This window comes from Afipia massiliensis (assembly GCF_001006325.2).
Classification (GTDB): Bacteria; Pseudomonadota; Alphaproteobacteria; order Rhizobiales; family Xanthobacteraceae; genus Afipia; species Afipia massiliensis_A.
Genome location: NZ_LBIA02000001.1, coordinates 3296448 through 3316675, shown reverse-complemented (window position 1 = coordinate 3316675; position 20228 = coordinate 3296448). Strand labels below are relative to the sequence as shown.

24 protein-coding genes, 1 tRNA gene and 1 pseudogene are annotated in these 20228 nt (G+C 62.4%); 9 read left to right on the top strand and 17 right to left on the bottom strand.

What is annotated here, in order from left to right; translation table 11 throughout:
- Positions 1–57 precede the first annotated feature (57 nt).
- A complete protein-coding gene (gene panC, locus YH63_RS15985; RefSeq protein WP_046829467.1) occupies positions 58–909 on the top strand; it encodes a pantoate--beta-alanine ligase in 852 nt (283 codons plus the stop codon).
- Position 910: 1 nt separating this feature from the next.
- On the opposite strand, the gene YH63_RS15980 is transcribed toward panC, so the two are convergent.
- The 5 genes from YH63_RS15980 to YH63_RS15960 all read right to left on the bottom strand — a co-directional run bounded on the left by YH63_RS15980 (position 911) and on the right by YH63_RS15960 (position 3947).
- Complete coding sequence (locus YH63_RS15980; protein ID WP_046826748.1) at positions 911–1348, bottom strand: DUF1489 family protein; 438 nt, start codon at positions 1346–1348, stop codon at positions 911–913.
- A 56-nt stretch (positions 1349–1404) separates the two neighbouring features.
- Positions 1405–2364 carry a hypothetical protein gene (locus YH63_RS15975; RefSeq protein WP_046826749.1) on the bottom strand — a complete coding sequence of 320 codons (960 nt, stop codon included), beginning with the start codon at positions 2362–2364 and terminating at the stop codon, positions 1405–1407.
- 68 nt (positions 2365–2432) lie between these two features.
- On the bottom strand, positions 2433–2624 hold the full coding sequence (locus tag YH63_RS15970; RefSeq protein WP_046826750.1) for a hypothetical protein: 192 nt from the start codon (positions 2622–2624) through the stop codon (positions 2433–2435).
- Between the two features lie 285 nt (positions 2625–2909).
- Positions 2910–3275, bottom strand: coding sequence for a YidB family protein (locus YH63_RS15965; RefSeq protein ID WP_046826751.1), 366 nt, complete (start codon positions 3273–3275; stop codon positions 2910–2912).
- 15 nt (positions 3276–3290) lie between these two features.
- Positions 3291–3947 (bottom strand): glutathione S-transferase family protein, encoded by a 657-nt coding sequence (locus YH63_RS15960; RefSeq protein WP_046826752.1) that lies wholly within the window; start codon positions 3945–3947, stop codon positions 3291–3293.
- 149 nt (positions 3948–4096) lie between these two features.
- On the opposite strand from YH63_RS15960, the gene YH63_RS15955 reads away from it, so the two are divergent.
- Positions 4097–4777 carry a DUF599 domain-containing protein gene (locus YH63_RS15955; RefSeq protein WP_046826753.1) on the top strand — a complete coding sequence of 227 codons (681 nt, stop codon included), beginning with the start codon at positions 4097–4099 and terminating at the stop codon, positions 4775–4777.
- A gap of 46 nt (positions 4778–4823) precedes the next feature.
- Positions 4824–5099 carry a DUF3253 domain-containing protein gene (locus YH63_RS15950; RefSeq protein ID WP_433995098.1) on the top strand — a complete coding sequence of 92 codons (276 nt, stop codon included), beginning with the start codon at positions 4824–4826 and terminating at the stop codon, positions 5097–5099.
- A gap of 54 nt (positions 5100–5153) precedes the next feature.
- Here YH63_RS15950 and YH63_RS15945 read toward each other — a convergent pair whose 3' ends face one another.
- The 4 genes from YH63_RS15945 to YH63_RS15930 form a co-directional block, all read right to left on the bottom strand.
- Complete coding sequence (locus YH63_RS15945) at positions 5154–5960, bottom strand: YdcF family protein (protein ID WP_046826755.1); 807 nt, start codon at positions 5958–5960, stop codon at positions 5154–5156.
- Positions 5961–6004: 44 nt separating this feature from the next.
- The gene (locus tag YH63_RS15940) at positions 6005–6823 is read right to left on the bottom strand and encodes an aldo/keto reductase (protein WP_046826756.1); all 819 of its coding nucleotides are present in this window, start codon (positions 6821–6823) and stop codon (positions 6005–6007) included.
- A 24-nt stretch (positions 6824–6847) separates the two neighbouring features.
- Entirely contained in the window at positions 6848–7159 is a 312-nt protein-coding gene (locus YH63_RS15935; RefSeq protein WP_046826757.1) for a helix-turn-helix domain-containing protein, read from the bottom strand.
- A gap of 278 nt (positions 7160–7437) precedes the next feature.
- Entirely contained in the window at positions 7438–8037 is a 600-nt protein-coding gene (locus YH63_RS15930) for a hypothetical protein (protein ID WP_246658069.1), read from the bottom strand.
- A 453-nt stretch (positions 8038–8490) separates the two neighbouring features.
- Here YH63_RS15930 and YH63_RS15925 point away from each other — a divergent pair, with 453 nt between their 5' ends.
- Positions 8491–9273, top strand: coding sequence for a polysaccharide deacetylase family protein (locus tag YH63_RS15925; protein ID WP_046826759.1), 783 nt, complete (start codon positions 8491–8493; stop codon positions 9271–9273).
- Between the two features lie 81 nt (positions 9274–9354).
- A complete protein-coding gene (locus tag YH63_RS15920; RefSeq protein ID WP_046826760.1) occupies positions 9355–10530 on the top strand; it encodes a polysaccharide deacetylase family protein in 1176 nt (391 codons plus the stop codon).
- An 18-nt stretch (positions 10531–10548) separates the two neighbouring features.
- Here YH63_RS15920 and YH63_RS15915 read toward each other — a convergent pair whose 3' ends face one another.
- The 3 genes and pseudogenes from YH63_RS15915 to YH63_RS15905 all read right to left on the bottom strand — a co-directional run bounded on the left by YH63_RS15915 (position 10549) and on the right by YH63_RS15905 (position 13505).
- Positions 10549–11721 (bottom strand): MFS transporter, encoded by a 1173-nt coding sequence (locus YH63_RS15915; RefSeq protein WP_170978747.1) that lies wholly within the window; start codon positions 11719–11721, stop codon positions 10549–10551.
- Between the two features lie 54 nt (positions 11722–11775).
- A pseudogene (locus YH63_RS15910) lies at positions 11776–13142 on the bottom strand (NAD(P)-binding domain-containing protein).
- 48 nt (positions 13143–13190) lie between these two features.
- Positions 13191–13505 (bottom strand): ArsR/SmtB family transcription factor, encoded by a 315-nt coding sequence (locus YH63_RS15905; protein WP_046829469.1) that lies wholly within the window; start codon positions 13503–13505, stop codon positions 13191–13193.
- Positions 13506–14258: 753 nt separating this feature from the next.
- On the opposite strand from YH63_RS15905, the gene YH63_RS21660 reads away from it, so the two are divergent.
- Positions 14259–14396, top strand: coding sequence for a hypothetical protein (locus YH63_RS21660; RefSeq protein ID WP_170978698.1), 138 nt, complete (start codon positions 14259–14261; stop codon positions 14394–14396).
- A 165-nt stretch (positions 14397–14561) separates the two neighbouring features.
- On the opposite strand, the gene YH63_RS15895 is transcribed toward YH63_RS21660, so the two are convergent.
- Positions 14562–14646: transfer RNA gene (locus YH63_RS15895), tRNA-Leu, on the bottom strand.
- A 112-nt stretch (positions 14647–14758) separates the two neighbouring features.
- Positions 14759–15001 (bottom strand): FliM/FliN family flagellar motor switch protein, encoded by a 243-nt coding sequence (locus YH63_RS15890; protein ID WP_040425918.1) that lies wholly within the window; start codon positions 14999–15001, stop codon positions 14759–14761.
- A gap of 60 nt (positions 15002–15061) precedes the next feature.
- Between YH63_RS15890 and lipB the strand changes: the two genes are divergently transcribed.
- Entirely contained in the window at positions 15062–15769 is a 708-nt protein-coding gene (gene lipB, locus YH63_RS15885; protein WP_046826762.1) for a lipoyl(octanoyl) transferase LipB, read from the top strand.
- A gap of 216 nt (positions 15770–15985) precedes the next feature.
- A complete protein-coding gene (locus YH63_RS15880; protein WP_246658068.1) occupies positions 15986–17545 on the top strand; it encodes a GNAT family N-acetyltransferase in 1560 nt (519 codons plus the stop codon).
- Positions 17546–17633: 88 nt separating this feature from the next.
- Here the strand turns inward: YH63_RS15880 and YH63_RS15875 are convergent, their stop codons facing one another.
- Positions 17634–18062 (bottom strand): tautomerase family protein, encoded by a 429-nt coding sequence (locus YH63_RS15875; RefSeq protein ID WP_046826764.1) that lies wholly within the window; start codon positions 18060–18062, stop codon positions 17634–17636.
- A 112-nt stretch (positions 18063–18174) separates the two neighbouring features.
- Here YH63_RS15875 and YH63_RS15870 point away from each other — a divergent pair, with 112 nt between their 5' ends.
- Positions 18175–19029, top strand: a complete 855-nt coding sequence (locus YH63_RS15870; RefSeq protein WP_046826765.1) for a LysR family transcriptional regulator — start codon at positions 18175–18177, stop codon at positions 19027–19029.
- Positions 19030–19041: 12 nt separating this feature from the next.
- Here YH63_RS15870 and YH63_RS15865 read toward each other — a convergent pair whose 3' ends face one another.
- Together YH63_RS15865 and YH63_RS15860 are read right to left on the bottom strand one after the other, a co-directional pair.
- Positions 19042–19341, bottom strand: coding sequence for an acylphosphatase (locus tag YH63_RS15865; RefSeq protein WP_046826766.1), 300 nt, complete (start codon positions 19339–19341; stop codon positions 19042–19044).
- Between the two features lie 18 nt (positions 19342–19359).
- Positions 19360–20226, bottom strand: a complete 867-nt coding sequence (locus tag YH63_RS15860; RefSeq protein ID WP_046826767.1) for an isocitrate lyase/PEP mutase family protein — start codon at positions 20224–20226, stop codon at positions 19360–19362.
- Positions 20227–20228 lie beyond the last annotated feature (2 nt).

Sequence of the window (20228 nt, the reverse complement as noted above, 5' to 3'; positions counted from 1 at the left end):
ACGGCCTTTGTTAAGACTGCGCCCACTGACGATCACCCGTTGCAAACATCGGCACGCATGACCCGCACACCCATCATCGCCCGCACGCTTTCATCCCTTCACCGCGCACGCGCCGACCTTTGCAAGCGCAACGCCACCCTCGCGCTCGTGCCGACCATGGGAGCGCTCCATGACGGCCATGTGTCTCTGGTCCGGCTCGCGAAAAAGCGGGCACGCAAAGTCGCCGTATCGATTTTCGTGAACCCGACGCAGTTCGCGGCCCATGAAGACCTCGGCTCGTATCCCCGCACCTGGAAGGAAGACATCGCGCGTCTCACGGCAGAGGGTGTCGATCTGGTCTGGAATCCGGATGTGAAGACGATGTATCCGGACGGGTTCGCGACCCGCGTTGCGCCCGAAGGCCCGGCGCTTGCCGGACTTGAGGATCAATTCCGTCCGCACTTCTTCGGCGGCGTGGCAACCGTTGTCGCGAAGCTGTTCACGCAGGTGCGCCCGGACATGGCGTTCTTCGGCGAGAAGGACTTTCAGCAACTCAAGGTGGTCACGCGCATGGCGCGCGATCTCGACCTCGGCGTCAAGGTGATCGGCGGCGCGATCATCCGCGAGCGCGATGGCCTCGCGATGTCGTCACGCAACGTCTATCTCTCGCCGGAGGAACGCCGGACGGCGCCCGTGCTGCATCGAACGCTCAAGGCGACCGCGAAGCGGATGCGCGCGGGCGACGACATCAATGCCGCACTGTCCGATGGCGCGGACATCATTCGCCAGGCCGGATTTGCTCTCGATTATCTCGAGGCGCGGCACGCCGAGACGCTCGCGCCGATCTCATCGTTGAACGATGGGCCGGTCCGGCTGCTGGTGGCGGCGAAAATCGGAACGACGCGGCTGATCGACAACATCAAGGCATGATTTACAGCAGCCCAAGCTCGCGCAGTTCGCGGCGCAGCGGCTCAGGCATCGCGGCCACGCTTGCAGCGGCCTTGCCGAGATCGGGCGGTGCGCTCTTTGGATCGAGATAGCGCCAGCCCTGAAACGGCCGCATCGGCCGCGGCGACACGGCAATCAGCTTGGGCTCCATCACAAGGCGGCATCGCCCGATGCCGTCCTTGTCGCGAAACGGTTCAATGCCGAGGATTTTCTCGCGCGCGGCGATCTCGCCCTTGATGACCCAATAGATCGATCCGCCGTCGAGAAGTTCGTCAACGCGCTTGGGTGACATCCGCGTCACATGGATATGGCGCGGCGGCTGGCCCTTCGCCTTGGCCTGCTTCACACGTTCAGCGATCCAGCCCCTGAGATCCTTGATGGACGTGGCACCGACACTGAGCTTGACGAGATGAAGCGGCATATTCGGGGTCGCCAGCGCGATGCCTCAGCATCACGCTTCAAATGGAGGAAGAGCGATCAGTTATCATCGGTCGCAGCGGGAGGCGCAAGCTGCACGGGAGCTTGTGCACGCGATTTCTGCTGCGGCTGTGGCGCGGGCTTCTTCGCCGCAGTCGGTGCCGGCTGTGGGTTGATCACCGCAGCAGGCGCGCTACGCGGCGGCGGCGAGGCACCGGGTTCCGGTGGACGTCGTTCCGCCTGGGAGCCCTGAGCAGACGGCTCAGGCGTCATGATGTTGATCGGAGGTATCGACGCCGCGCTCGGGAAATCACCCGACACAGGCTTCCCCGGCGGCGGCACAGTGCCCAGCGCCGCGATGGGAGCAGCACCGGCAACGGTTGGCGGAGCATTCCACGACGCGGCGTAGCGGGTAACAAACCCGTCGTAGAGATTTTCGCTCATGTTGGACGAAATCTGTCCCGAATTGGTGAGCGACTGGAAGAACGGGCAAGATGCCGTCAGCGTGCAGCCCTCGCGCGTCTTGAGCACCTGGGCAACCAGCCCGTAACGATCACGCTCGATGGTCCGTCGCAGCGCATTGAGTTCCGGCGTCATCGCCTTGTTGGCCGCGGCGGCATTGCCGAAGGCGGCAAGCCGTGTGACCTGCGCTGCGGTGTAGGAAACCCCTGCGGCGACCGAATCGGCCGATGCGAACAACACCTTCTCACAGGCTGCTTCGACGCTCTCGCCGGCAAGCCCGTCAAGACACGCCAGCGCCGGAAGCGACGCATTCGATTGTCCGGCAGGCTTGACGGAGGCATCGCTGCTTCCAGCCGCGCGCATCATCGCGGTCACTGCAATGCCGATAGCCAGCAGTGTGATAACAGTCAGCGCGCCGTTCGCGACCGATCGCTCGGCGCGAAACAGCGTAATCAGGAGGACGATCGCAAAGAACCCCGCTGCGGCGATGGTGAGCCACATCGGCAGGTTCGCCGATTGCCAAAAATTATCGATCGATGATGCCCAGACGCGGTCCATGCGAGGTCCCCTTCACAACGAACAGACCAAGCGCCGCAACCGCGGCAAAATTCCGTCGCGGAAATGTGTTAGGCGACTGCGAGTTGGCTTTCCTTCGCCACGCGCTCGAAGGCTTCGGTCGAATTCTTGATGCGGTACTGACAGTCGTCACCGTCCGTCGGCAGCAGGCGGATCACTTCGTAGGTCCCGCTCGCGGCTGGCCGAGCCACGTTGCTTGCCGTGAAATAGACAGTCTCTCCAACGATGTATTTGTGCTTCAACACCCTGCTCCATCACGCGATACGCGCATTTTGGCGGCCTGCCGGTATACCGGCAAAGCCAGTTTGACGCCCGGCAGAGGTATAGCATGCCGGACCTTCATTTGGCCAGATAAACCGGCACACGGGTGATGGCAAAATAGCTATTATATTCCAACATCTTAAAGCTGTTTTTGAGGCCTTGCGCAGACCTCAAGGTAGGGTCCAGCCGGGTGCAACGCCGCAATTCCGCCTTCCCCGCACTTCCGAACGATTTCCCGGCAAGTTCAGTGCGTTAGCCCGGCAACCTCATATCGTGTGCGGCAGCGTACCGTTCGGACTCGCCTGATCGACGGCCCCCGGTAAAACCTGAGCCAGAACCGTCGAAAGCTGATCCACCGGAATGCCGAAGCGCGTCGCCAACTGCCTGACGATATCGTTCCCCAACACGTCCTGAATTTGCTGTGCGCTGATCGGCAGATTGCCGCCGGTGCCGATCCAGGATTCCACCTGATCGCCGAATCCGCCCTGTTGCAGTTTCGCGACGACGGCGGACAGCCCGCCCTCGCGCCCATTGCCGAGCACTTCGCTCAGCACGGCCGGAATGACAGCCGGGTCCAGGTCCTTCGCCGCCCTCGCGGCCATCACGCTGGTCAGCATATCCAGAATGCCCATCGAACAGTCCTCGGCTCAGTCGATCTCGAATTTCTCGATGACCAGTGTTTCCGCCAACGCACCGCTGGTCCATTCCTGAAAAGCAGCATTCGCCAGCATCGTGTCCATGTACGCACGAACCGGCGGGGTCACATCGATAGCGTAGGTCCGGAAGCGATGGATGACCGGCGCGAACATCGCATCCGCGCCGCTGAACGCGCCGAACAGATACGGCCCCTGCCCGCCGTATTGCGCCCTGCATTCGGTCCAGATTTGCTGGATGCGCGCAATGTTCGCCCTGGCATCGTCCGAAAGCTTTTTCGGGCCGATCGGGCGATGAATGTTCATGCCGCATTCGTTGCGCAGCGCCATGAAGCTCGAATGCATTTCCGCTGAGACCGAGCGCGCGTGCGCGCGAGCGACGACGTCCTGCGGCCACAAACGCGCGTCCGGAAATCGCTCGGCCGCATACTCGATGATCGCAAGCGAATCCCAGACCGTGACGTTGCCATCGACCAGCGCCGGCACCTTGCCCGACCGGGTCACATCCAGAATGCGCTGCCTGTCGGCATCGCCGGTGTAGAGCGGAATGACAACCTCATCGAAGGCAATTCCGGTCGCTTTCAGCGCCAGCCACGGCCGCATCGACCACGAGGAATAGTTCTTGTTCCCGATAACGAGCGTCAAAGCCATTGCAAAGCCTTTGTTGAATCTCCTGCGGCGCGGACCTTGCCATGACCGGCGCGCGACAGGCAACCGGCCCCTCGGGAGCGCCAAAACCGCTTCGCACCGGTCGGCTTCCTGTTCTATCGTGGCGGCCATCATTCGGAAGGCATCGAGTCGTGAACCTGTTCGCAACTGCCGACATCGTGGCGATCGCATTCTTCGTTCTGTCGTGGATGGTCTACGCGATCACGCTTGAGCGCACAGGGCATGGCCGCAACAGCCTCAACGCCCGCATGAGCATCTACCGCGAGGTCTGGGTGCGACGAATCCTCGACCGCGAAACGCGGATGGTCGACATGCAGATCATGACGTCGCTCCAGAACGGCACGGCATTCTTTGCGTCCACGACCCTGCTGGCCATCGGCGGCGGGTTGACGCTGCTGCGATCGACCGAGGAAGCCATGTCGGTGCTCGCCACCCTGCCGTTCGGCATCCGAAGTTCCCCTGCCTTGTGGGAAATCAAATGCGTCGGGCTCACCGTGATCTTCGTCTATGCGTTCTTCAAGTTCTCCTGGTCCTATCGCCTGTTCAACTACGTCGCCATCCTGCTCGGGGCGATGCCGTTCTCGGACAAGCGCGACACACCCGAAGCGCAGTCGCATGTCATGCGCACCACAAAATTGTTCCAGTCCGCAGGCCGGCACTTCAATCGCGGCCAGCGGGCCTTCCTGTTCGCGCTGGGTTATCTCGGCTGGTTCATCAGCCCCTGGGTGCTGATCGCAACCACATTGGCCATCGTGATCGTGATGTGGCGGCGGCAGTTCGATTCCGACGCCTACCGGGCGATGTCGAAATAAGTCTCTGGAGCTTGCCGCGCAGGTTCGGATGCGTCATGGCATGGGCATGAACAAACCCGATTCGAAGATCGCCGATGGCGGATCGCTGGACGACGCCATCCTCGCGGTGCTGGCCACCGCCGGCGCAAAGACCCTCAGTGCGCCTGAGATCGCTCATGCGATCGCTGCCGGGGACGATTGGCATGGATTGCTGGTGCCGATCCGCAGGTCCGCCGTGGCGCTCGCGCAGGCGGGCCGCCTCGTGATTTACCGCAAGGGCAAACCCGCCGACCCGAATGACTTTCGCGGGGTCTATCGACTCGGCCTGCCACGGCACGATTAAAATCTCTGGGCGTGATCTTGTCCGAAAACCGGTGCCCACTTTTCGGGATCATGCCTAGTTGATCTTCCGCGGCCCCGGAAACAGCTCGCTGCTGCGGCCCGTCGCCCAATAGGCGATCAGCCCCACCCACTCGTGAACGGCGACATCGGTGCGGGCGAGCCCCGCGCTCAATGTCGTAAACGGCATCGAAGCATCGCTCCAGCCGCGCGTCCGCCAGTCCACCGGATAGGCTTCGACATCGAAACCCGCTTTCCGGAATGCTCCGATGGAACGCGGCATGTGGAATGCCGAGGTCACGAGCAGCCAGCGTTCGCCCGGTTTCGGTGAAACCAGCTTCCGCGTGAACGTCGCATTTTCGGCGGTGGTGCGGGAATCGCTTTCCAGCACGATGCGCGTGCGCGGCGTTCCGAAGTCCTCCAGCAGATCGCCGGCAATCGGCGCCTCCGGCACCGGCTCCGCGATCAGGTTGGCGCTGCCGCCGCTGAACACGATGCGGGCTTGCGGATAGCGTCGCGCCAGTTGCAGCATCGTGACGATCCGCTCGGCCGAAGCGTCCATCTCCAGCGAACCGCGCGCCTGGCTGCGCTCGGGATCGATCGAGCCGCCGAGAATAATGATCCCATCCGGCGCCCGCCCTCCCGTGCTCCCCGCCGGGAAACGTTCGGTCAGCGGCAACAGCAGCAGATTGCCAAGCGATGAATAGCCGCAGACCAGCAACATCACGACGCCGAACGCAAGGATGCGCGATCCGGCTTTGCGGAATCGCGTCGCGAGCAGCACGGCACCAAGTGCGCAGAGGATCGCCACGGCATTCGATGGCACGACGAAGAAGCCGAGTATCTTGGACAGGCTGAAAAACATGAAAGTCCTGATGGGCGATCATCACGCGAAGATCAAGAGATCGCTCAATCCCACTTGGGTGCGAAACCGAAATCGGTGATGCGGCCGCCGCGCGTCCCCATCGCAAAGATCTCGCCCATTTCCTCGTCGGTCAGATTGAAATCGAAGACGTCGAGATTTTCCGACAGGCGCTCGACTTTGGATGTGCGCGGAATCGCGACGACATCCTGCTGGATCAGCCAGCGCAGGCAGACCTGCGCCGCTGTCTTTTCATAACGCGCGCCGATCCGGTGCAGTGCCTCGGCATTCTTGACGCGGCCTTTCGCCACCGGACTGTACGCCACCAGCGCGAGGCCGTTGGCGCGACAGGCCGCCAGCACCTTGTTCTGTTCGAGATACGGATGATACTCGACCTGATTGCAGACCAGCGGCGCCGCGGCCTTTGCCACAGCCTCCTCGATCAGCGCCACGGTGAAATTCGAGACGCCGATGTGCCGGGTGAGACCGAGCTTCCGGGCCTCGACAAGGGCGCCCAGCGTCTCCTCGAGCGGAACTTGCGGATTGGGCCAGTGCAGCAGAAGCAGATCGACCTCCGTCATGCGCAAGCGTGCAAGGCTTTCCTTGGTCGAACGCAGCAGGTCGTTGGGCGCAAAATGCGTCGTCCAGACTTTGGTGGTGACGAACACGTCGGAGCGCTTGATGCCGGAGGCGCGCACGCCCTCGCCGACCTCACGTTCGTTCTCATAGGCCTGTGCAGTGTCGATATGGCGATAGCCGAGACGCAGTGCCTGCTCGACCAGGCGGGCACAGGCGCGCCCGCGCAACTCCCAGGTCCCGAGACCTATCGCCGGAATGTCCGCGCCATTCGCCTCAACCGTCTGCATGCCATGCCTCAGCGCATCACGCGCTCATCCCCTGCGCGCGAGCGCAGCAAACACCATGTCGGGCTCATGCGCGATCACAGTCAGCAGCGCACGCGCCGGCCCGCGCGGCGAGCGCTTGCCCTGCTCCCAGTTACGAATGGTCTCTAGAGGAACGCCGAGACGCGCGGCGAATTCGGCTTGCGTCAGTTTGGCGCGAAGGCGCAGGTCACGCACCACCGGCACGGTGGCTGCTGTGGACGACGGCGCGCTGTCAGGCGTGTCGGGGACCAGCGGAGTTTCCCGCCCGTCCAGCACCTCGACGATCCGCCCGTCCGCCTTCAGCCGTAGCCGCTGCATGTGCACCCCTCCGCAGTTCAGGAGGGTCGGCCAACGTGGTTAATCGCAGGTTAACAAGAGAAGGTCCTGGTGGTCCGATTCTAACATTCGCATCCCGTTTCGGCAGCCATCATTGCGAATGTTAGAATCAAAGGACCACCAGCAAATGTGAGTCTTGAGTGGAGTTTGGATTTGACATTCGCTTTGCGGATTTGCAGTGAGACGGGTAGCGAATGTCAAATCCACTCCACTCGCCCGCCCGGAAAGTCGATCCTTCCGGACGGCATAAACCGGTCAGGCTATCGCATACGCGCGTTGGCTTCGCGCCATGAACGGCGTCCGCCACCGTGAGCAAACCGCAGGCCCATTTCACGACCGCCACCAGCGTCGTAAGAAATATGGATGTGCTTGGCGCGCCCTGCGTCGGTCGAGTAACCGCCGCTCCAGCCTTTGAGCTGCGCATAGATGCAGCCATAGGGACCACGGACGTCCACGGCCTTGCCCTGAGAATGAAGCGACATCCGCCGCGTCCCCGCGATCCGCGTGTGACGCACGCCCGAGATCGCCTGGGTGCCCGGACAGGCCGCCTGAATCGACGCGAGCTTGGCCTGCAGCGGACCGACGAGACCTGCGGAGTAGCCTTCGGATGCGTGGGAGGCGCGTTCAACGGCCACGCGCGGTGCTCGCTCAACGTTGCGCTGCGCGCGCTCAAGCGCCCGCTGCTGCCGCCTGCTCAGGCGAGGCGTCGCCGACTCCGCTGTGAAATATGCCGGCGCTGCATTGCGCTGGCTACGCTGACTGCGCTGCCGCGCATGGATCGGATTGTCGACTCCGATGCATGGCATGGTGATGTTGCATTCGGGCGAAACGGCCGGCGTGCGAACGCGCGCTTCGGCCATTGAAGACAACGCACAAAGCGCCGCCACGGCGGTAACTGCTCTAATCAAAATTTTCAGCTCCGGAGATTTTGCGTCGGGCCGGCCACACACGGCACATCGCCCTGATCGCAACAAAAGTAAGAACCGCTGAAACATCGGCGTTTCGCGGCAAGCGACTCAGGGGGTTTCTTTGCGGCAGGTGGCGATAATGAGGCACAGATGTGGCCAGTGACCCGCTGAGCGCAGAGAACCTATGCGGAAAACGGGCAGCGTGAATCGCCGTTGGAATAAGCACATCGCCACGCATCAACGATAAGACTGAACATCATCGCAAACCGATGACGACGCTGATTTGCGTGTGCGTTTCAGCATTACCCAATCGACACCGCTAAACGGAATGCTAAATGTGCGGCGCGCGAACAGCGCCTAGTGTCCGAAGTTCGGACTTGCTAACCGCCACGCCCGGAATTTGTCATGATCGTGCATAGAGCAGCGCTGCTCTCCCTCTTCATCGCGTCGATGTCGGTTACCAACGCCGCCGGCTGTCCGCGCAAGGATGCGCTCGGCACCTCGCGTGTCATGACGATCGACCCGCAGGCATTTCCCCGTGTCGGGCTCAAAAGCTTTCCGCAGTCCCTGCCGCTGGCGGACAAGGAGGTCGTGCTGACCTTCGACGACGGCCCCTTCCCTCCGACCACGACGAAGGTTCTGGCCGCGCTCGCCAGCGAATGTGTTCAGGCGACGTTTTTTCTGATCGGCAGAAACGCCGAAGCCAGTCCGGACATCGTCAAACGGATCGCCGCGGCCGGGCACAGCATCGGCCATCACACCTGGTCGCACCAGCCGCTCGACCGGATCGGTTACCCGCAGGCGCTCGAGGAAATCGACCGCGGCATCGCTGCCGACGAGAAGGCCCTGCACGGTGAAGCCCGGCGAATCCCGTCCACGCCGTTCTTCCGCTTTCCGGGCTTCGCTTCGACGCCGGCGTTGCTGAGCAGCCTGCAGTCACGCGGGATTGCGGTTTTGGGCGCCGACCTGTGGGCCAGCGACTGGAATCCGATGACGCCGGACCAGCAGTTGCGCCTGCTGACCGAGCGCCTTGAGCACCAGGGCAAGGGCATCATCCTTCTCCATGACACCAAGGCGCAGACGGCGAAGATGCTGCCGGCGTTCCTGCTGTATCTCCGGCGCAATGGCTACAAGGTCGTTCATCTGGTCGCCCCGAGAGCGATCAAAAGCTCCATGAACGACCGATAGCGCCCCGCCCATCCCGCATTAATCCGGCGTTCAGAGCCTGACGGTAAGCCATCAGCCTCGCGCCATGCTCACAGGTTTTCCATGCGCCGAACCATCACCGCACGCCGCGCCGCCTCGATCCTGACGGCGTTGAGCCTGCTCACGGCTGCAGCTTCGCCGGGGACCGCGGCGGCCCAAGCTGCGGACTGTCCCGGCAATCCGGACGCACTCGGCACATCACGCACCATCGTCGTGGACCCGAAGGAGCACCCGCGCATCGGCACCATGCAGTACGGCGTGACGCTGCCGCTTCAGGATCGTGAAGTGGTCCTGACCTTCGATGACGGTCCGCTCCCGGCGCATACCAATGCCATCCTCGACATTCTCGCCGCGCAATGCGTGAAGGCGACGTTCTTTCTGGTCGGGCGCATGGCGAAGGAGTTTCCACAGGACGCGCGCCGTATTCATGACGCGGGGCACACCATTGGCACCCACAGCGAGAACCACCCCTTCCAGTTCGGCAAGCTGCCGCCTGAGCGCATGGCCGCCGAAATCGATGAGGGCGTTGCGCATGTGAGCGCGGCCCTCGGCGATCCCTCCCAGCTCGCGCCGTTCTTCCGCATTCCCGGCCTGCGCCGGAGCGACGCCGTCGAGGCGGCTCTCAGCAACCGCGGGATCATGAACTGGAGCGCCGATTTCCCTGCTGACGACTGGCGAAAGATTTCGCCGGCACAGGTCGCGCATTTCGCGCTGTCGCGGCTGGAGGCGAAAGGCAAAGGCGTTTTGCTGCTGCATGACATTCAGGCGCGGACCCAGGCCGCCCTGCCCGTGATCCTTCAGCAATTGAAAGAGCGCGGCTATCGCGTGGTTCACGTCGTTCCCGCGACACCGGACCGGCCAAAGACACCTACCGACCCCGCGCAGTGGGTCCCCCACTGGATTCACGGCCCGAACGTCGCCGCGAAAACGCCGGGCGGCTTCGTGTTCGGTGCGCCAGAGACCCCGCCGCACGACGCTCCGCGATCGATCCGTTCGGTCTGGATGATGCAACAGAAGCCAGCGTTGCGGACGTCAGCCATCATGCTGCAGCCATCGCCTCTGCCACTCTACGCAAAGACGCCACACACGGACATTTCCGCCGCGAGCAGACAACGAAGCCTCGCGCGTCTACCGGGCAGCCACCCTGTTCGGGCAAACGAAGGGGCGTTCCGTCCGCTGACAGCGCCGATCAAGACCGGCAGCCGCAGCGATGCGCCGCTCGGTCCGCATATTCGCTGAGCGGGCAAGCCTCCGCTGCTAACTGGATTGCTTCGGCTGCGGCCGCGACCAGTAGAGCGCCAGAGGTCCAAGCATGATCCCGGCGGCCAGCAGAGCGAATGCGGCGGTCCATGCTGAAGCGCTGGTCGGCCCTCCGGCAACATCGAGCGCCATTCCAACGCCCCACGATCCCAGTGCCGACAGGCCAAACCCGACTGTTGAATGCATCGCCATGGTGGCGCCGCGATAATCTGGATTTGCCGCCATGGTCATGCCGGAGGTCAACGCGCCGGAGTCAGCCGGAACCGTCAGCGCATAAAGCGCGATAAGCGGCAACAATATCCACGGCGATTTGTCGGCCGACAGTCCAATCGCCAGGGCAACAATAGCCGACGCGATCATGATGACCATGATCGCACGATGGCGGCCGAACCTGAGCGCCATCTCATTGCCGAAAATACTCGCTGGCATGGCGATGATCGAAAAGGCAACGCTGACCGCGATCGGCGACAGGATCGCGGAGCCCGCATTCTGCACGGCGACAAACGTCCAGAACGCAACAAGCCATGTCCGGATACCGTAAAGCTCGAAGCAATGCGCGCCGTAGCCGAGCACATAGCCCATGGCCGGTCTGTTGCTGATCACAGGAGCGAAATCGAGCAGTCGCCCCGAGGCAGGCTTCGGCGCCACGGGCCGCAGAAACAAGCACACCATAACCATCGCCAGCGGACCGGCTGCGGTGATGACAAATGCGCTGCGCCAGCCCCAGCGTTCCGCGACAAGCTGCGAGACCAAAAAGGACAGCCCGACGCCGAACGAGAAAGCCGACGTGTAGAAAGTCACCGCACGCGATGAATCGCCGGGCACCAACCGGTCGGTCAGGGCCTTGAGGCCCGGCATGTAGGCTCCGGCAAAACCGATACCCGCGAGACCCCAGATCGCCGCCCCTGACCACAGGCCTTGCGCGAAGACCCCGAACATCATCGTCGCGGCCGCGCTGAGCAGCGATCCGGCAATGAGGATCGTGCGGGCGTCGATGCGATCGGTCAGCGTGGCAAGGACCGGCACGGCGAGCATGTAACCGGCGGCATAAGAGCCTGCCAGAAGCCCGGCTTCAGCGCCGCTGAGACGCCATTCGGGAATGAGAAACTGCGCCAGCACAGACGGCACCACAACGTGCGGAAGCAGGCTCCCGAGTTGTGCCAGACACATCGCCCAGATCACCGGGCGCCCTTCCAGTCTCTTCACTCCCAGCACCTGTCGATACTAGCCGCAGCCACAGCCGGATTGCCATTCTGCTTTGCCGCAGCATCGTCGCCACAGCAAGCATCGACGCCCGCCGGTGCGGTTCCTCCGCAGCAGCTGCCTTCGCTCGCGCCAGCCGCCGGTGCGCGACTGCACACACCGGTTTCAGGCAGAACGAGTTGAACCCGATTCGCGGCGTCGTGATCACCGGCAATCTGGGCTGCGATCGAGCGGACCTGCTCGTATCCCGTCAGCATCAGGAACGTCGGCGCTCGGCCATAAGACTTCATCCCGGCAAAATAGAATCCCGGCTCGTCCTGCGCCAGTTCGCGCGCGCCATGAGGCCTGACCGTCCCGCAACTGTGTTCGTTGGGATCAATCAGCGGCGCCAGCGCAACCGGACATTCGATCGCGGCGTCGAGTTGAATTCGCAATTCGCGAACAAAGCTCAGGTCTGAACGAAACCCGGTCGCGACAATCAGTTCGTCGGCGATGACATTGCGGCCGCAGCAGGCAGAGCCGCCGCCAATCCGCAAACCATCCTTGTCCGCGCTCAGATGCGTGACGCGGAAATCCTTCTCAACCCGGATTTCTCCGGCGGCGACCAGCGCACCGAACGCTGAACCAAGCTCGCCACGGGCGGCGAGCTTGTCGTTCGCACCGCCGCCGAAGGCTTTTGCCGGATTGTCACCGCGCAGCAGCCAGATCACTTCCGTTCCCGGCGAATGAGCCTTGAGCCGCGCAAGTTCAGTCAGCGTTCCGATGGCGGAATGGCCCGCGCCAAGCACGGCGACCCGTTTTCCTGCATAACGCTGACGATCGGCTCCCCATACGTCGGGCATACCGTAAGCGATCCTGCTCTGGTTTTCCCGTTCACCGATGGCGCTCAACCCGTTGGCGCCCGCAGGATTCGGGGCATGCCACGTGCCCGACGCATCGATGACGGCGTCAGCGCGCACGGTCTTCGGTCCCTGACCGTTCTGGTAGCGGATCTCGAACGGCGCTGCCTCGCGGCCCTTTGACTTGAGCTTATCGAACCCGACACGGCTGATGTCCGTTACGCGGCTCGACGTGTGGATGTACGGCTTAAGTTCAGTCCTGTTGGCGAGAGGTTCCAGATAGAACTCCAGCAGTTCGCTACCGGTGGGATACTGATCGGGCGCAGGCGAGTTCCAGCCGGTCGCGGCAAGCAGGCGCTGCGCAGCGCCATCGACGTTGTACTCCCACGGCGAGAACAACTGGACGTGCCGCCACTGACGCACGGCATGGCCAATGTCCGCACCGGCCTCCAGGACAATCGGGGTCATCCCCCGTTCAAGGACATGCGCGGCTGCGGCAAGGCCAACGGGCCCTGCCCCGATCACGGCCACTGTCTTTGCATCGCCCATGATGTTCTCCCATCAAACTGGAATTATCGAAATAACAGCCGCAAAGAATCAGGCCGCGGTCTTTGCATCCTTGCACTCGGCGTCCGCGCAGCATTCGGCCACGAGGAAATCGACCAGCTCCTGCATCACCGTGTAGTTCGCGTGGCAGACAAGAGTTGTCGCTTCCCGGACCTGGCTGACGAGCCCGACCACAACCAGCGTCTTGATATGATGCGACAAGGTCGACGGCGCGATCTTCAGTTTGTCCTGCAGGCGGCCAACCGGCATGCCGGCGTCTCCTGCGCGAACCAGCGCGCGGTAAATCTTGAGGCGGGTTGGATTGCCCAGGGCTTCGAGGTGTGCGGATGCGTCGTCGAGTTTCATGGTCACAAGCTTTCACTCTTCCGTACGTGAGTCAACTGTATTTCTAGAATTATCGAAATACTGCGCCCAAAACCCAGAAGCTGAAACACAAAGTACCGTCAAAGAAATTTTGTGAAATGGTCCGCTCGGATGACTCGAGGTGCACCTCAAGGCAGCGCGTCACCGCCACGTCGCTGCGTGCTCGACAGGTTATGGCAAAGGCGCACACACACTATCGTTTTGAACGGAAGGGCCAAGTCGGCCCCTCCTCCTTTCGAACTTAGCGGTGTCCGCCAGCGTTTAGTACCAGCGTCCACGGCCATACCAGCCGCCGCCGCCAAGTAGCAGAATGAGAAGCACAATGATGAGAAGCGTGGTGGTGTCCATCTGAAAATCCTCCTTCCAGCGCGGCATCGGCCACGATGGAGTTGAACTGCCTTGGAGAGACAATGCCGAATGTGTTCAGGAGTTCCACGCGGGCATGACAGGGAACAGGATGCCAGTTCGGCCGTTCGCTATTCATGTCAGACGCAACCGACTATCTGATGGCACACGCCAAGAAGACGATTCTGGAGGCCCGGCGCCTGCCGCCAGGCCCGCCCAAGTTCTGGCTGCGCCACATCGGCAGCATCTAACACCTGCTTGCGAAGCAAGGCGCATATTCGAACATCGAATTTCTTGAAGATTATCGGGCCGCGCGAAAGGCAGAGGACGATCTGCGAAAAGTAACACAGTTCGTGCTGGTCTGATCAAAGCTAACCAGAGGTGCGTCAGATGATTGATCCGAAGAAGCCGACGAAGGGTGAAGCGGGTGACGAGCCCGAAGAGATTTTGGATGAACCTTGGGACCATCCAGACCAAGATCCTGACGAGGATCCCGATCCCGAGGATCTCAAAAAATCTGCTGAGTAGCGATGTCAGCGACTCTGGCCGCGCTCTGCACGCGATCGCTAAATCGCAGCGCGCTGGCTGCAGTTACCTGTCGGGATCGCAGCGGAAATGTCGCCCGCCCCCAGCAAAAGCCTGCGGGCGCGAGAGCCGAAAGCTGAATAAATTCAAGGAAATTTCTGAGGTGTGTGGTGCGCTCGGAGGGACTCGAACCCCCACCCTGTTACGGACTGCCACCTCAAGGCAGCGCGTCTACCAATTCCGCCACGAGCGCTAAAAGATCGGCCCCGGATTCGCACCCGGCGCGGGATCAACCGGCGCCCATGTAACAAATCGGGGATGGGGGGACAAGGCCTAGACCGATGCTTCGGCAAGGCTTTTCCGGACTATCTGTGATCAGGCGTCCGGGGCAACATTTGCTTGACTTCGACCGCGATGCGGTTGCGGTTGACGACCACGACGCCGCTGGCAACCGGCAGGTTGTTGGCGAGCACCTTGACCTCGTCCTGCTCGGTCGCATCCAGTTCGATGATGGCGCCGCGGCTCAGCCGCATCACCTGATGGACCGGCATCGAGGTGGTTCCGAGAACCACCATCAGGTCGACAGAGACGTTATCGAGGGTTGGCACTTTGACTTCCGCATCCACAAATGAACGATAGCTGCAGATCACCACGGTTATGGTTACCCAATGGTTAACGTGCTCCAGGCGCGCCGCGAAGACCCTGCTTTAACGTCGTTTTTTGCCCAATCCGGCCCCCCCGCCGAATGGCGGGTAACCGATTCGCCGGTGGCCTATCAGGACGCCGTCGACGTCATGGAAAAGCGGGCCGCAGACATCGCCGCCGGCCTCGCGCCCGAGCTGGTCTGGCTGCTGGAGCACCCCCCGCTCTACACGTCCGGAACCAGCGCCAAGCCCGGCGACCTGATCGAGGCCCGCTTTCCGGTGTTTTCAACCGGACGCGGCGGACAGTTCACGTATCACGGCCCCGGCCAGCGGGTGGTCTACCTGATGCTCGATCTCAAGCGCCGCCGTCCGGACGTCCGCGCCTATGTCGCCAGCCTCGAGCAGTTCACGATTCGCACCCTCGCCGCCTTCAACGTACGCGGCGAGCGGCGCGAAGATCGCGTCGGCGTCTGGGTCGCACGGCCCGACAAGGGCCCCGCCTATGAGGACAAGATCGCCGCGATCGGCGTGCGCCTGAAGCGCTGGGTGTCGTTGCACGGCATCTCGATCAACGTCGAGCCTGATCTCACGCACTTCTCGGGCATCGTCCCCTGTGGCGTCGGAGACCCGCGCTACGGCGTCACCAGCCTTGTCGATCTCGGGCTGCCGGTCACGATGGCCGACGTGGACGTGGCGTTGAGGCAGGCCTTCGAGGACGTCTTTGGCGCCTGAGGGCGGCCGGGACAACCTTGCCAACGGCCGCCCTTCCATGGCGTAATCGGCGAACGATGACGCCGTTACGCAAGGGACCACAGCAAGAACAGCCTTTATCTGCAGACACCGCTCATTCGCGCGTCGACGCTCCCAGGAGCAAAGGTCAACGCCATGCATGTGGATGTGATCAACAGCCGGGACATATTGCTCCGCCTCCGGAGCAATTGGGAGGCTGTGTATCACGCGGACCCCGAAGCGCAGTTCTACATGTCATGGACATGGATCGCAGGGTGGTTCGAAAAGCTCGGTTGCCAGTGGATCGTCCTGGCTGCGAAAGCGGACGCCAGCTCAACCGACTATGTCGGGTTCTTCCCGCTGCAACTGCGGACCGACTGGAGCCGCGACGGCAAATTCCACAATGAACTGCGCACCGGCGGCGGATATTTCGCCGGCTATACCGGCTTCATTTGCGATCCGCGATTTGAGCGCGACGTCATCCTCGCCTTCGCAAGCCATACCAGGCGGCTGAACTGGGCAAAACTCCACCTTGAAAATATCTTCGCGTCGCCGGAGAGGCTTGCCCTGTTCCTGAATGAATTTCCGTCGCCTGATTACATCACTGAAAAAATCAAGCGCCCGGATGACGGCGACGGCATCGATCACGACATCTACGTTTGCGTGAACTTGCCGAGCGACTGGGATGCCTTCCTCTATGAGCGGCTCGACGCGAAGGCGCGGAGAAACGCGCGCGCCGCGCTGAGGCAAGCAGAAGACGGCGAATACAGGATCACCACGCCCACAACGGAGACGATCAAAGACGACATCGAGGCGCTTCTGAAATTCTGGGAGTTGCAATGGGCCGCCAAGCTGGCCGCACGATACAATCCAAAACTGCCCTACGGCATGATGAACAATTTCCGCAACATGCTGCGGTGCTGTTTCGCGGACAATGCGCTGTTCCTGCCAATTCTCTGGCAGGGAGACAACCGGATCGGCATTCAGGCCAGCCTCATCGACTGGAAAAACCGCACGCTGCTTAGCCTGCTGAACGGGCGGGATCTCAACGTCAAACGCCCCCCGCCCGGCTTCGTGCTTCATCTGCACTGCGTCCGCTGGGGCATTCAGAACGGCTTCGCCGTCTACGATCTCCAGACCGGGGACTTCCCCTACAAATACGATTTCGGCGGCATTGAGCGCCGGGTCGAATGTCTGCGCGTGAGCACGCGCGACCGGCGCAATCCGCGCGGCGCGCTTGAGCCACTCAGCGTACCAGTGGTTTTCGAACGCGCACAGCGAATGCAGCAGCAAGGCCGGCTTGACGACGCCACGAAAGCCTGCCGCCAGATTCTGGATATTGACCCCGATCACGCCGATGCTTCGCGGCTGCTGAAGGAACTCGATGCCAATCGGCGCGCGGTCCCAGCCGATCTCGCTGCGGCCAAGGGCTACCATCAGCGCGGACAGGTCGTGGAAGCGGAGAACGTTTACAGAGCGATATTGGATGCGGAGCCGAAGCACGCCGATGCGATGTATCTCCTCGGCGTCGCTTTACTCCAGCAACGCAGGTTCGAGGCAGCGGAGCATCAGCTCAAACTGGCGATCGGCCTGCAGCCGAATGTTGCGATGCTTCACTATAACCGTGGCCTCGCTCTGCAGCAGCTCGGACGGCATGAGGAAGCACTCACAAGTTTCGATTCCGCCATTGCGCTCAAGCCTGACTATGATCTGGCGCTGGTTCAGCGAAACAGCATTCTGAAAACTGCTCCGCATATCGGCATCAATCGAAGTCTATGAGGCAAACGTACAACGGCGTCTGCCCTTGCGAGGCAGGCCTTCGAGGATACTCTTACGATCCTCGAAGGCGTCCTCAAAACACGCCCCCTCAGGCTGCGGCGCTACGCGGTGCCGCCGCGAGCTTGCCGGCGATATAGCGCCGTTCCTGCGTCAGGCCGCCGAAGCCGTAAGCATCCGCACGCGCATCATGGACGTAGATGTAGCTCTCGTTGTGCAGCGGCCCGAGCAATTCATCCATCCGCTTGAACGTCGCGGCGATGAAATCAGCCTTCTCGTCCTTGCTGTTGGTTCCGTCGGAAATGTGAATATCGACCCAGACGCTGGCCAGCTTCTGTTCGGCCAGCGATTGCCCGCCGGCGAACCAGTCGGCCGCATCGACGGACTGCACGATCACCGCGGTGACCTTGGGGTCCTTGTGCAGGATGTCAGCCGACAGCTTGCTGATAGCGGACGCGATATCGGCCTTCAGCGACGGAGCGTTCCGGTGTGACGTGTACTGGACTGTAATGAGGGGCATGGACTTTCTCCTGAAGTTTGCGCGGCAGCGCATGGAGAGAAGCTAGACCTCGCGGCCTCATATTGGTATCTTATGATTAGATATATCAATCATAACGATATTTGATGATGAAATGAATGCCCTTGATATTCCCACCGTTCAGGCCTTCCTGCTGGTGGCCGAACTGCAAAGTTTTACACGAACTGCCGAGGCGCTGGGCACAACGCAGGCCGCCGTCAGCATGAAGCTGCAGCGCCTTGAGGCCACGCTCGGCAAACGGCTGGTCGAGCGCTCGCCCCGCGCGGTCCGGCTGACCGCCGACGGTGCCGCCTTTCAGGACAATGCGCGTGCGCTCATCGCCGCCCATGACCGCGCATTGTCAGGGTCCACTCCCGTGAGCCAGCAATTGACGCTCGGCATCAGCGATCACGCCGCTGGCCCCGAACTGGTGCCCATTCTCGAAAAGCTGCGCGGCGCATCGTCGTCCCTGACGCTCGCCGTGACGATCGAGTTCTCGCGCACGCTGCTGGATGCCTTCGACGGCGGCGAACTCGATGCCGTCGTGGTGCGTCAGGAAGGAAGCCGGCGCGGCGGAGAAACACTCTGCACCGACGACTTCGGCTGGTTTGCCTCGCCCGGATTTCACTGGGCCAAAGGCGACACACTGCGCGTCGCCACACTCGCGTCGCCTTGCGGCGTTCGCGCCACCGCTGCGCGAGTTCTCGACAAGGCCCGCGTTAAATGGACCGAGGCCTTCATCGGCGGCGGCGTAAGCGCTGTCGTGGCCGCAGCCGCCGCAGGCCTTGCGGTCGCGCCGCTCGCGAAAAGGATCGCGCCCGCCGGGATGATCGATGTCGGACCCGCATTCGGATTGCCGCGGCTCAGCGCCTCGAAGGTGATGCTCTACTCCCGCGTCAGCGACGCATCGAAGCGCGCGGCGCTGCGTATTCTGGCCGCGACATTCCGCAAGGAAGCCGGCGCGAGATAACCGCGCCGACGATCAGATTGTCGGCAGCACCGAGAACCGCTCGCCCGAAGCGCGCAGCTTCAGCATGTCCTCAGTTGCAAGCTCATTGTCGATGGTGGTCACGCGCGCCATGCCGGGACCGCGCTGGCATTTCGCGATCAGTGCAGCGACCGCCTCTTCCGAACCGGAGAGCACCGCTTCCACCGTGCCGTCCCTGCGGTTGCGCGCCCATCCGGCAAGATCCCGCGTCACCGCCTCGTCTTCGAGCCAGGCGCGGTATCCGACACCCTGCACCTTGCCGCGAACGATGATGTGGCGGATGACGTCGCTCATCAAACCGACCTCGTGCTTCTACTTCTTAAGTCCGAGGAAATTCTCGTTACGTATCTTCACCTCGGCATCGCGCATCACGCGATTGGTCAGGTCCGACGACGGCAGCCCCTTGAGGTCCTTCGGCGACGTGCCCTCGCGCAGCGCCTTCAGCGTATCGTAGACTGCCTGCGTCGCAACAGCGATCGGTGTATGCCCCTGATTGGCGACGCGGACGCGCTGACTGGCGAGAAAGGCCGTATCGGCCAGTTCGCCGTCGGCGCTGCCCATGATGATCGGCAGTTTCGTCGCGGCGGCGATCGCCTGAAGTTCGGCGCGGGTTTTCAAGCCGGTGAAGAACAGCGCATCGACGCCTGCCGCTTCGTAGGCTTTGGCACGCGCCACCGCGTCATCGATGCTGGTGATCGACGCGGCACCGGTGCGACCAACGATCACGAGCGACAGGTCCGAGCGGCCGTCGAGCGCCGCCTTCATCTTGCCGACGCCCTCGTCGATGGAAATCACCTGCGGCTTGGCCTGTCCGTAAGTCTGCGGCAGCAGCGTATCCTCGATGGTCAAACCGGCAGCGCCCGCGGCCTCAAGCTCCTGCACCGTGCGACGGACATTGAGCGCGTTGCCGTAGCCATGATCGGCATCGACCAGCAGCGGGATGTTTCCGGCGCGGCAGATACGCCGCACCTGCTCGGCGAGTTCGGACAGCGTGATCAGCAGCAGGTCCGGATCGCCGAGGATCGTCAGCGACGCGGCAGAGCCGCCAAGCAGCCCAAGCTCGAACCCGAGATCTTCGGCGATGCGCGCCGAGATCGGATCGTAAACCGAACCCGGCTTGATAACGTCCTTGCCCGACAGGATGGCCCGAAAGGCTTCGCGCTTTTCCTGCGGGACCATCA